Origin of the sequence: Streptomyces sp. NPDC058525, assembly GCF_042719495.1 — a bacterium.
Classification (GTDB): domain Bacteria; phylum Actinomycetota; class Actinomycetes; order Streptomycetales; family Streptomycetaceae; genus Streptomyces.
The window spans coordinates 1-12,968 of record NZ_JBHXNP010000071.1 but is presented as its reverse complement, the minus strand read 5'-3'; the positions used below and the strand labels follow the sequence as shown (position 1 = coordinate 12,968).

General features: G+C 75.4%; 6 protein-coding genes. All 6 read left to right on the top strand.

From position 1 onward, the window contains the following. The first annotated feature begins 329 nt into the window (after window positions 1-329). A complete protein-coding gene (locus tag ACFWP3_RS28215; RefSeq protein ID WP_384226402.1) occupies window positions 330-2,162 on the top strand; it encodes a non-ribosomal peptide synthetase in 1,833 nt (610 codons plus the stop codon). Then, window positions 2,159-3,055: a thioesterase II family protein gene (locus ACFWP3_RS28210; RefSeq protein WP_384226400.1), complete on the top strand. Its 897-nt coding sequence runs from the start codon at window positions 2,159-2,161 to the stop codon at window positions 3,053-3,055. The genes ACFWP3_RS28215 and ACFWP3_RS28210 overlap by 4 nt, the downstream gene beginning before the upstream one ends. Next, window positions 3,055-4,296, top strand: coding sequence for a cytochrome P450 (locus ACFWP3_RS28205; protein WP_384226397.1), 1,242 nt, complete (start codon window positions 3,055-3,057; stop codon window positions 4,294-4,296). Before ACFWP3_RS28210 ends, ACFWP3_RS28205 begins: the two co-directional genes overlap by 1 nt. Before the next feature lie 189 nt (window positions 4,297-4,485). Then, a complete protein-coding gene (locus tag ACFWP3_RS28200) occupies window positions 4,486-4,698 on the top strand; it encodes an MbtH family protein (RefSeq protein WP_384226461.1) in 213 nt (70 codons plus the stop codon). A gap of 8 nt (window positions 4,699-4,706) precedes the next feature. After that, window positions 4,707-5,705 carry a TauD/TfdA family dioxygenase gene (locus ACFWP3_RS28195; RefSeq protein ID WP_384226458.1) on the top strand — a complete coding sequence of 333 codons (999 nt, stop codon included), beginning with the start codon at window positions 4,707-4,709 and terminating at the stop codon, window positions 5,703-5,705. A 29-nt stretch (window positions 5,706-5,734) separates the two neighbouring features. Continuing rightward, a partial coding sequence (locus tag ACFWP3_RS28190) for an amino acid adenylation domain-containing protein (RefSeq protein ID WP_384226395.1) occupies window positions 5,735-12,968 on the top strand: 7,234 nt, incomplete at its 3' end.

Here is a 12,968-nt window from a genome sequence, read left to right as displayed (position 1 = left end):
GCCCACCGGGAACTGCCCGGTCCCGTACGACCGCACCTGCACGGCGGGCTGCGTACGGCCGGGCCCGTACGGCCAGGCCCCTGCCCCGGACCCGTACAGCCGGGCCCTGTACGAGAGGGACCGCCTGCGGCCCCTCTCGTACAGCCGGACCCCCGCCGCGGGCCCGGTAGGGCGGGCCGGTCCGGCGCGGCTCGTACGGCCGGACTCGTACGGCCGGTTGTCGGTTTCGGCCGCCCGCCCCGACCCAACGCCCCGCCCGACGCGCCGGTCGTATCGACCCTTCGTGATCCATCCATCCCGTCCCACCGACCTTCGAGGAGCGCCCTCGCATGACCACCTTCGCCGAGCCGGCCACCATCACCCCCACCCCCGACCCCGACCCCGCCGGTGACCTGCTGGCCCGACTGGCGGCCGTCGTCGCCGGGCACCCCGCGCGGCCCGCCGTGCACGCCGTGGACGGGAGCCTCGACTTCGCCGCGTTGGACCGGCGTACCGCCGCCCTGGCCCGCGCCCTGCGGGCGCACGGGGTCCGGCGGGGCGACCGGGTCGGGATCCATCTGGCCCGCACCACCGACCTGCCGGTCGCACTGCTCGCCACCTGGCGGGCCGGCGCCGCATACGTTCCGCTCGACCCGGCCTATCCGGCCGAGCGGATCGCCTTCATGGCCGCCGACGCCGGCCTCGCCGCCGTGGTCAGCGCCGACGCCGCGCCGCCCGTACCGGCCGGGGTCGCGGTGCTGCGCCCGGACGCCGACGCCCCGGAGTCCGACGGGCCGGCGGCCGGGTTCACCGCGCACCCGCTCGATTCCGCCTACGTCATCTACACCTCCGGCTCCACCGGCCGCCCCAAGGGCGTGGAGGTCCCGCACGGGGCCGTCGCCGACCTCGCGGCGGCCCTGGAGCTCAGCGGCGCCTACCGACCCGAGCCGGGCGTCGTCGCCTGGAACGCCAGCGTCTCCTTCGACGCCTCCGTCCAGCAGTGGATCCGGATCTGCCGGGGCGACACCCTCGTGGTGATCGACGACGCCCGGAGGGCCGACCCGGCCCGCCTCGTGCGGCTGCTCGCCGAACACGGCGTCACCGACCTCGACCTGACCCCCTCGCACTGGCAGCTGCTGCGCGAGCCGCTGGCCGGCGCCCGCGTGCCGCGGCTGTTCATGGGCGGCGAGCCCGTGCCCGCCCGGACCTGGCGGGAGCTGGCCGACGCCGGCATCGACGCGCTCAACCTGTACGGGCCCACCGAGTGCACCGTCGACGCGATCACCGCCCCCGTCACCGGCCCCGGCCCGCACCTGGGCGAGCCGCTGCCCGGCGTGCGCGCCTACCTGCTCGACGGCCGGCTCGCCCCCGTCACGGCCGCCGGCGCGGTCGGTGAGCTGTACCTGGCCGGGCCCGGCCTGGCGCACGGCTACCCCGGCCACCCGGGCCTGACCGCGGGCCGGTTCCTCGCGGACCCGTTCGCGCCGGAGCCCGGCGCCCGGATGTACCGCACCGGCGACCAGGCCCGCCGCTCAGCCGAGGGCCTGCTGGAGTACGCGGGCCGGGTGGACCGCCAGGTCAAGCTGCGCGGCTTCCGGGTCGAGCCGGGCGAGGTCGAGCACGCGCTGGGCGCCCTGGCCGGGGTGAGCGCGGCCGCGGTCGCCGTCCACGAGGCGGCGCCCGGGGACCACCGGCTGGCCGGCTACGTCACCGGCGCCGGCGTCCGCCCCGCCGACCTGCTGGCCGAGCTGCGCCGTACCCTGCCCGCCCACCTGGTGCCGTCCACCGTGACCGTACTGGACGCCCTGCCGCTCACCCCGAACGGCAAGGTCGACCACCGCTCCCTGCCCGCCCCGGCGGCGGAAGCCGCCGGGGCGGGCACGGCCGCCGGGCCGTACGCACCGGGCGGAGTCGACGAGCAGGTCGCCGAGGTCTGGCGCACCGTGCTCGGTGTGCCCGGCGTGGAGCCGACCGACGACTTCCTCTCCCTCGGCGGCCACTCGCTCGCCGCCCTGCGCGTCGTCCACCTGCTGCGCCGCAAGCTCAACGTCGAACTCCAGCTCCGCGACCTGCTGGACGCCGCCGACCTGGCCGGTTTCACCGCCGCCGTCCGGCGCGCCGCCGAGGCCGGTCCGGCCGCCGTCCGCCCCGCCCTCACCGCCCGCCGCGAGGCCGTCCGATGACGACCACGACCACCTCGGCCACCTCCACCGCCTCCACCGCCTCCACCGCCTCAACCACCCGGACCGCCCCGACCGCCCCGGCCACCAGGCTCGGTGCTCCCGCCCCGCGGACCGCCCGCCCCCGGATCGAGGGCGACTGGCTCCTCGTACCCGTCCCCCAACCCCACCGCCCCGTAAGGCTGTTCTGCTTCCCGCACGCCGGCGGCGACGCCACCGCCTACACCCCGCTGGCCCGCGCCCTGGCCCCCGCCGCCGAGGTCTGGGCGCTGCGCCCGCCGGCCCGGGGCGGCCGCAGCCGCCATCCGATGCCGCCGGACTTCGACTCCCTGGTGGCCGCCGTCGCCGAGGCGCTGACCCCGCACCTGGCCGGCGCGGCCGACGGCCGGTTCGCCTTCTACGGACAGAGCTTCGGCGCGCTGCTCGCCTACGAGGTCGCCCGCGCCCTGCCCGCCGACCGCCGGCCCGAGCTGGTGGTCGCGGCCGGAGCGCCCTGCCCCGCCGAGTGGGCCGAGCGCACCTCCAAGGACCTGGACGCGGCCGAACTCCTCAGGCTCAACGGGCTGGAGGAGGTGGTCCGGGCCGAGCCCGACCTCGCCGAGCTGGCCCTCGGGGCCATCCGTACCGACCTCGCCGTCAGCGCCACCTACCGGCACCGCCCGCACGCGCCGATCGGTTCCGCGATCCACGCACTGGCCGGGGCCGACGACCTGCTCGCCACCACCGGACTTGCGGGCTGGGCCGCCCACACCCGCGGGGCCTTCGGGCACCGCGTCGTCCCCGGCGGGCACCTCCTCGCCACCGTCGACCTGCCCGGCCCGGTCGACCTCCTGACCGCACTTCTGGCGGACCGCCACGCATCCGCCCCCTTCCACCACACCCCCGGGGAGCACTGATGACGACCACCACCGCCACCACCGCCACGAACGCCGCCATGGCCGCCACCTCGACCGCTACCCTCGGCGGCTCCGTCGACCTCACCGACCCCGACCTGTGGGCCCGCCCCGACACCCCGGCCCTGGTCGCCGAAATGCGCCGCGAGGCGCCCGTGCACCTGACCGACACCGCCGACGACGGCCCGGTCTGGTCGGTGCTCACCTACAAGGAGTCGGCGGACGTACTGCGCAACGCGGCCGTGTTCAGCTCGGAGTCCGGCTCGCTGCTCGGCTCGGGAGAGGGCAATGTGCCGGTCGGCTCGGGCCGGATGATGGCCCTCACCGACCCGCCCCGCCACCGCGACCTGCGCGCACCCGCCAACCCGTTCTTCTCCAAGGGCGGGGTGCGCGGCGCCGCCCGCTCGATCGCCGAACGGGCCGGCGAGCTCTTCGACCAGGCCGTCGAGCAGGGCGAGGTGGACCTCGTCGACGTGGTGTCCGCGCTGCCGCTCGCGGTCATGTGCGACCTGCTGGACGTGCCCGAGAAGGACCGCGACATGGTGGTCCGGGTCTGCGACGTGGCGTTCCTCGGCCGTACGCCGGAGGAACGCCGCGCCGGGCACCAGCAGTTGATCCCCTACCTGCTGCACCAGGTGATGCTGCGCCGCTCCGACCCGCGCGACGACCTGATCTCCATGATGGCCACGTACAAGGTCGGCGGACGGCTGCTGCCGATCGAGGACGTGGTGCTCAACCTGGACAACATCGTGGTCGGCGGCGTCCAGACCGTCCGCCACACCGCGGCCATGGGACTGCACACCCTGGTCCAACGGCCCGACCTGTGGCAGAAGTTGCAGCGGGGCGAGGTCTCCATGGACTCCGCCGTGGACGAGCTGCTGCGCTGGACCTCGGTGGGCCTCCACACGCTGCGCACCGCCACCCGGGACATCGAACTGGGCGGACGGCGGATCCGCCGGGGCGACCGGGTCGCGGTCTGGGTGTGGTCGGCCGACCGGGATCCGGAGGCCTTCGACCGGCCGGAGGAGATCCGGCTCGACCGCTCGCCCAACAAGCACCTCGCGCTGGGCCTGGGCGCCCACTACTGCATCGGGGCCCCGCTGGCCAAGGCGGAGCTGAGCGCGCTGTATTCGGCCGCGCTGGAGAAGGCGGCCCTCATCGAGCCGGCCGAGCCGGTCCGCTACAACCGCTCGATCATCAACTTCGGCCTGGACCACTTCCCGGTCCGCCTCACCCCGCGCTGACCGCACCACACCCCCTGGCCCCGCTCGCCCTGCCCGCCCCTCGGCCACGGCCGACCAGGCGGCAGGAGGCCGCCTTCGGCGGACGCCGCAACTGCCGCTCACCTGCCGGAGCTTGTGCCGCTCGCGCCCGCCCGGCACCCATACCTTCGAATCACACCCCAGAACACCTCTCACCCTGCGGAGACCATGATGAGCAACCCGTTCGAGGACGACAACTCCGGCTACCTGGTCCTGATCAACGACGAGAACCAGCACTCGCTCTGGCCGGTCTGGATCGACGTGCCGGCCGGCTGGACCACCGCCCACGGCGAGGCCACCCGCCAGGAGTGCCTCGACTGGATCGAGGCGAACTGGACCGACATCCGCCCGGCGAGCCTGCTCGCCACCCTCGACCAGCGGTGAGCGCCGCCATGCCGACCTGGGAGCTGAACCCCGGCCGCCCGGCGCTCGCCCGGGTGCCGGCCACCGCGGACCTCGCCGAGGCCTGCGCATGGCTGCGGGAGAACGAGGCCGCGCTGACCGCCGCCCTGCACGAGCACGGCACGATCTTCCTGCGCGGGCTGCCGGTGGCGCAGAGCGCGGACGTCGCCGCCGTCCGCGACGTGCTGATCCCCGAGCCCACCCCGTACCGGGAGAAGGCCACCCCGCGCAGCGACTTCGGCAACGGCGTCTTCTCCTCCACCGACCTGCCTCCCGCCCAGTCGATCCGCATGCACAACGAGAACAGCTACACCCTGACCTTCCCCGGCCGGCTGCTCTTCGCCTGCCTGACCGCCCCCGCGACGGGCGGCGCCACGCCCACCGCCGACGTCCGCAAGGTGCTCGCCGCGCTCCCCGACCACCTGGCGGAGCGGGGCCGGACCTCCGGCTGGACGCTCACCCGCAGCTACTCGGACTACATCTCGCTCGGCTGGCGCACCGCCTTCGGGACCGAGGAGCGCGCCGACGTCGAGCGGTACTGCCGGGAGAACGGCATCTCCGTGGAGTGGCAGCCCGACGGCAACCTGCGGACGAGCCAGCTGCGTTCGGCCACCATCCACCACCCGCACACCGGTGAGGAGGTCTGGTTCAACCACCTGGCCTTCTGGAACGAGTGGTCGCTCGACCCGGACATCCGGGAGGCCATGGTCGACGAGTTCGGCCCGGACGGGCTGCCGTTCAACACCGGCTTCGGTGACGGCGAACCGCTCACCCGGGAGGACGTGGACGCCCTCAACGCGGCCTACGACGCCGCCACCGTCCGCGAGACCTGGCAGGCCGGCGACGTGATGCTGGTGGACAACGTGCTGTGCGCGCACGGCCGCGACCCGTTCGGCGGCGACCGGAAGATCGCCGTCGCCATGGGCCGCCCCGTCGACCTCGCGGACTGCCGGCCCACGGTGCACCCCACCACCGCAGTCCCCGCCTGAGGCACCCCGAACACCATCCGCGCCGTGACGTGAGCAGAGGAAGCACCGTGATCCCGGTTTCGTACGCACAACAGCGTCTCTGGCTGATCGACCAGATCGAAGGGCCGACCGCGCTCTACAACCTGCCGTTCGCGGTCCGCCTGCGCGGCGCGCTCGACACCGCGGCACTGCGCGCCGCGACGGCGGACGTGGTCGCCCGGCACGAAGCCCTGCGCACGGTGTTCCCGGTCGCCGGGGGAGTCCCGGTGCAGCGGATCCTGCCGTCCGCGGAGGCGGAGATCGCCTTCGAGACGGTGGACTGCGCACCGGGCGACTACCCCGCCCTGCGGGACCGGGCCGCCGCCCACGCCTTCGATCTGAGCTCCGAACTGCCCATCCGGGTCACGGTCTTCTCGCTCTCCCCCGAGTCTTGTGACCGGGACTCCGCCGAGCACGTGCTGCTCCTCGTGCTCCACCACATCGCCGGCGACGGCTGGTCGCTCGGCCCGCTGCTGCGCGACCTCGCCGACGCCTACGCCGCCCGCAGGGGCGGCCGCGCCCCCGACTGGGAGCCGCTGCCGGTCCAGTACGCCGACTACGCGCTGTGGCAGCGCGAAGTGCTCGGCGAGGAGACCGACCCCGACAGCCTGATGAGCCGTCAGCTCGGCTACTGGCGGGGGCTGCTGGCCAGCCTGCCGGAGGAGCTGGAGCTGCCGGTGGACCGCCCCCGCCCGCCCGCGCCGACCGGAGCCGCAGACGCCGTTCCCTTCGGCTACGGCCCCGAACTGCACGCCGCGCTCACCGGCCTGGCCCACCGCCACCGCGCCACCCTGTTCTCCGTCCTGCAGGCCGGCCTCGCCGCGCTGTTCACCCGGCTCGGCGCCGGAACCGACATCCCGCTCGGCACCGGCGTGGCCGGCCGCTCCGACGAGGCGCTGAACGACCTGGTCGGCTTCTTCGTCAACACCCTGGTCCTGCGCACCGACACCTCCGGGGACCCGTCCTTCGCCGAACTCCTCGGCCGGGTACGGGAGTCCCAGCTCGATGCCTTCGCCCACCAGGACGTGCCGTTCGAGCGGCTGGTCGAGGAGGTCAACCCGGCCCGCGCCCTCGGCCGCCACCCGCTGTTCCAGACCCTCCTCGTGATGCAGAACCACGAAGAGGGCGAACTCGGCCTGCCGGGGCTGGAGTCGGCGCCCGAACCGCTCGGCCTGCGCGTCGCCAAGTTCGACCTCAACATCGGCGTCACCGAGCGCCGCACCCCCGACGGCGCGCCCGACGGCCTCACGGGATCGGTCGAGTACGCCGCCGACCTCTACGACCGCGCCACCGTCACCACCCTCTTCGAGCGCCTGGGACGGCTGCTGGCCGCCGCGGCCGCCGACCCCGGGGCACCGATCGGCACCCTCGACATCCTCGCCCCCGAGGAGCGCGGCCTCCTGCGCGACGAGTGGAACGCCACCGCCGCGCCCCTGCCGTCCGGCTCGCTGCCCGAGCTGTTCGAGGCCCAGGCCGCCCGCACCCCGGACGCGGTCGCCCTCGCCCACAACGGCGGCACCGTCGGCTACGCCGAGCTCAACGCCCGGGCCAACCGGCTCGCGCACCACCTGATCGCCTCCGGTGTCGGCCCGGAGTCCCCGGTCGCCCTGCTGATGGAGCGCTCGGTCGACCTGGTCGTCGCCACCCTGGCCGTGGCCAAGGCCGGCGGCTGCTACGTCCCGATGCACGCGAGCCTGCCGCCGGAGCGGATGGCCGCGCTCCTCGCCGACACCGCCGCCCCCGTCCTGCTCACCGACCGCCCCGACCCGGGCTTCCCGCACACCGCCACCGTGGTCCGGCCCGGCGACGAGGCGGCCGCGCCGGCCCACGACCCCGGCGTCCCCGTCCACCCCGACGCGCTCGCCTACGTGATGTTCACCTCCGGCTCCACCGGCACCCCCAAGGGCGTCGCCGTCCGCCACCGCGACGTCGTCGGCCTCGCCGCCGACCGCCGCTGGCAGGACGGCCGGCACCGCCGGATCCTGCTGCACTCCCCGCACGCCTTCGACGCCGCCACCTACGAGCTGTGGACGCCGCTGCTGTCCGGCGGCACGGTCGTCGTCGCCCCGCCCGGCAGCCTCGACGCCGCCGCCCTGCACGCCGTCACCACCCGGCACGCCGTCACCGCCGTCTTCCTCACCAAGGCCCTGTTCGACCTGGTCGCCGAGCAGGCCCCGGAGACCTTCCGCGCCCTGCGCACGGTCTGCACCGGCGGCGAGGCCGCCTCCGGCACCCTCATGCGGCGGGTCCTCGACCACTGCCCCGACCTGCTGCTCGCCCACGTCTACGGGCCGACCGAAGCCACCACCTTCGCCACCCACCACCACCTCGCCCCGGCCGACCTCGCCGGGCCCCGGCCGCCGATCGGCGGCCCGCTCGACAACATGCGCGCCCACGTCCTCGACGCCCGCCTGCAGCCCGTCCCGCCCGGCGTCCCCGGCGAGCTGTACGTGGCGGGGGCCGGCCTGGCCCGCGGCTACTGGAACCGGCCCGCGCTGACCGCCGAGCGCTTCGTCGCCGACCCGTACGCGCCGGGGGAGCGGATGTACCGCACCGGCGACCTGGTCCGCCGCCGGGCCGACGGCGCGATCGAGTTCCTCGGCAGGATCGACGGCCAGGTCAAGCTGCGCGGCTTCCGCATCGAGCTCGGCGAGATCGAGGCCGTCCTCTCCCGCCACCCCGCCGTCCGCCAGGTCATCGTGATCCCCCGCGAGGACCGCCCCGGCGACACCCGGCTGGCCGGCTACTGCTCGGTGCTCGGCGCCACGCTCGAGGAGCAGCCCGAACTCGGCGCGGAACTCAAGCGGTTCGCCGCCGAGACCCTCCCCGCCTACATGGTCCCCTCGACCGTGGTCGTCCTGCCGGCCCTCCCGCTCAACGCCAACGGCAAGGTCGACCGGCGCGCGCTGCCCGCCCCCGAGCTCGGCGCCGACACCGACGGCCGCGCCCCGCGCGACGAGCGCGAGCAGGCCCTGTGCGCGCTCTTCGGCGAGATCCTCGGCATCGACGACATCACCATCGACGACGACTTCTTCGAACTCGGCGGCCACTCGCTGCTGGCCACCCGACTCGTCGGCCGGGCCCGTACGGAGCTCGGCGCCGAATTCGCCATCGGCGACCTCTTCCAGGCCCCGACCGTCGCCGACCTCGCCGCCAAGCTCGCCACCGAGCCGGCCCGGCCCGCGCTGCGCCCCGAAGCCCGGCCCGAGCGCCTGCCCGTCTCCTTCGCCCAGCGCCGGCTGTGGTTCCTCGGCCAGGCCGAAGGCCCCGCCGCCACCTACAACGTCACCCTCGCCCTGCGGCTCACCGGACCGCTGGACGCGGCCGCCCTGGAAGGCGCCCTCGGCGATGTCGTCGCCCGCCACGAGACGCTCCGTACGGTCTTCGGCGACCACGACGGCGTTCCGTACCAGCGGATCCTGTCCGCGCCGCCGGCCCCGCTGCTCACCATCACCGACCGCCCGGTGCAGGAGCTGGTCGGCCACACCTTCGACCTGGCCACCGACGTGCCCCTGCACGCCTATCTGCGCCCCGAGTCGCCCGAGGAGCACGTACTGCTCCTGGTGATGCACCACATCGCCAGCGACGGCTGGTCGCTGCGGCCGCTCTTCCGCGACCTCGCCGACGCCTACACCGCACGGCTCGGCGGCGAGACGCCCGCATGGGAGCCGCTGCCGGTCCAGTACGCCGACTACACCCTGTGGCAGTACCGGACGCTCGGCGCGGACACCGACCCGCAGTCCCGGCTCACCCGCCAACTCGATTACTGGAAGCAGGCGTTGGCCGGGCTGCCGGACGAGCTGCCGCTCCCGCTGGACCGCCCCCGCCCGGCGGTCGCCGGCCACCGCGGCAACGTCGTCCCCGTCGAGCTGGACGCGGACCTGCACGCACGGCTCGCCGAGCTGGCCGCCGGGCACGGAGCCACCCTCTTCATGGTCCTCCAGGCCGCCTACGCCACCCTGCTGCACCGCTTCGGCGCCGGCGAGGACCTCCCCATCGGCACCCCCCTCGCGGGCCGCCTCGACCCGGCCCTCGACGAGCTCGTCGGCTTCTTCGCCAACACCCTGGTCCTGCGCACCGACCTCACCGGCCGGCCCACCTTCGCCGAGCTGCTGGCCCGGGTCCGCGAGGCCGACCTGGCCGCCTACGCGCACCAGGAAGTGCCCTTCGAGCGGCTGGTCGAAGAGCTCAACCCGGCCCGCACGCTGGCCCGCCACCCGCTCTTCCAGGTGATGATCGCCTTCGACAACACCGCGGGCGGCGGCCCCGAGTTCCCCGGCACCCGGACCGCCTACGAGCCGCTCGGCCTGCCCACCACCGCCTTCGACCTCACCCTCAACCTCGCCGAGCGCCACCACCCGGACGGCGCCCCGGCCGGCCTCGAAGGCGGCCTGGAGTTCGCCACCGAACTGTTCGACCAGGCCACCGCCGAACGGCTCGCCGAAGCCCTGTCGCGCCTGCTGGCCCAGGTCGCCGAAGACCCGCACCGCCCGGTCGCCGAGCTGGACGTCCTGGGCGGGGCCGGCCGGGCCGCGCTCGCCGAGTGGCACGACACCGACCGGCCCGGCGCCGACGTCCTCGTCCCGGAGGCCTTCGCCGCCCAGGCGGCCGCGACCCCGGACGACACCGCGCTGGTCTTCGGGGAGACCCGGCTGACCTACGCCGAGCTGGACGCCCGCGCGAACCGGCTCGCCCACGGCCTGATCGCCGCGGGCGCCGGCCCGGAGGACGTGGTCGCGCTCGCCCTGCCGCGCTCCGCCGACTCCCTCGTCGCCGTCCTCGCCGTACTCAAGGCCGGTGCGGCCTTCCTCCCGCTGGACGCCGACTACCCCCGCGAGCGGATCGCCCACATGCTGGCCGACGCCCGCCCGGCGGCCGTCCTCACCGGTCCCGGCTGGCCGCTGCCCGAGGTACTGGAGGGCCTCGCCGTCCTGGACGCCGACGAACGGACCTGGGCGGACCGGCCCGCCGGCGCCCCCTCCGTCCGCCTCCACCCCTCGAACGCCGCCTACGTCATCTACACCTCCGGCTCCACCGGCCGCCCCAAGGGCGTCGTGGTCCGCCACGGAGGGTTCGCCAACCTGCTCGCCTTCCACCGCGCCGAAACCATCCCCGCCGCCCGGCAGGACCACCCCGGACACCGGTTCAGGTTCGCCCAGACCGCCTCGCTCTCCTTCGACACGGCCCTGGAGGCGCTGCTCTGGATGGTCGCCGGCCACGAACTCCACCTGCTCGACGACGACCTGCGCCGCGACGCCGCCGCGCTCGTGCGCTACGCCGAGCACACCGGCGCCGACGTCCTCGACGTCACCCCCGGCCAGGCCGAGCGGCTGGTCGAGGAGGGCCTGCTCGACCGCTGCCGGCCCGCCCTGCTGATGGTCGGCGGAGAGGCCCTCGGCCAGACCCTCTGGGCCGCGCTCGCGGCCGCACCCGACACCGTCGCCCTCAACATGTACGGCCCCACCGAGTGCACCGTCGACGCGCTGCACCACCGGCTCACAGCGGACCCGCGCCCGCTCATCGGCCGCCCCCTGCCCAACCTGCGCGCCCACGTCCTGGACGGCGGACTGCGGCCCGTCCCGCCCGGCGTCCCCGGCGAGCTGTACCTGTCCGGCGCCGGCCTGGCCCGCGGCTACCTGGGCCGCCCGGCCCTGACCGCCGAGCGGTTCGTCGCCGACCCGTTCGCGCCGGGGGAGCGGATGTACCGCACCGGCGACCTCGCCCGCCGCCGCCCCGACGGCCGCGTCGAGTACCTGGGCCGCACCGACCAGCAGGTCAAGGTGCGCGGCTTCCGGATCGAACCCGGCGAGATCGAGACCGTCCTGGCCGCGCACCCCGACGTCCTGCAGGCCGCGGTGCTGCCGCACCGGGACGGCGCGGACGCCGCGGCCGGCACCCGGCTGGCCGCCTACGTCGTCGCGCACACCCCGCTCGACCCGGCCGCACTGCGCGCCCACGCGGCCGCCGCACTGCCGGACTACATGGTCCCGGCGGCCTTCGTACTGCTCGACGCGCTGCCGCTCAACGTCAACGGCAAGCTCGACCGGTCCGCGCTGCCCGCCCCCGACTTCGCGGCGGCCACCGGCGGCCGGGCGGCCCGGACGGCGCGCGAGGAGATCCTCTGCGGCCTGTTCGGCGAGGTGCTCGGGGTGACGGGACAGGTCTCGGCCGACGACGACTTCTTCGCCCTCGGCGGCCACTCGCTGCTCGCGACCAGACTGCTCAGCCGGGTCCGTGCGGTGCTCGGTGCCGAACTCGGCATCCGGGACGTCTTCGAGGCGCCGACGGTGGCCGGCCTGGCCCAGCGGCTCGACGGCGGCGCCGGCGCCCGGCTCGCGCTGACGGCCGGCGAGCGCCCCGAGCGCCTGCCCCTCTCCTCCGCCCAGCAGCGGCTCTGGCTGATCGACCGGATGGAGGGGCCGAGCGCGCTCTACAACATGCCGCTCGCGCTGCGCCTCACGGGCCCGCTCGACCCGGCCGCACTCGAACGCGCCCTCGGCGACCTCGTCGCCCGGCACGAGATCCTGCGCACCGTCATCGCCGAGCACGACGGCGAACCCCACCAGCTGGTCCTCGCCCCCGCCGAGGCGGCACTGCCCGTCGAACCGCTCGACTGCGCACCGGAGTCGGTGGAAGCCGAGATCGACCGGGCCGTCCGCCGCCCCTTCGACCTGGCCGCCGAACCGCCCGTGCGGGTCACCCTGCTCCGGGTCGCCGCCGAGGAGCACGTCCTGGTCGTCGCCCTGCACCACATCGTCGGCGACGGCTGGTCGATGGGCCCGCTGCTGCGCGACCTCACCGCCGCCTACACCGCCCGCAGCGAGGGCTCGGCGCCCGACTGGCAGCCGCTGCCCGTCCAGTACGCGGACTACGCGCTGTGGCAGCGCGAGCTGCTCGGCGACGAGGACGACCCCGAGAGCCTGGCCGCACGCCAACTCGCCTACTGGCGCGACACTCTGGCCGACCTCCCGGAGGAGCTCACGCTCCCCGTCGACCGGCCGCGCGGAGCCCGCGCCGACCACCGGGGCGACCGGGTCGCCCTGCCGATCGACGCCGCACTGCACCGGGCCCTGGTCGAGTTGAGCCGCGAGCACCGGGTCACCCTGTTCATGACCTTCCAGGCCGCGCTGGCCGCGCTGCTGACCCGGCTCGGAGCCGGTACCGACGTACCGATCGGCTCGGTGGTCGCCGGCCGCTCGGACGAGGCGCTCGACGACCTGGTCGGCTTCTTCGTCAACACACTGG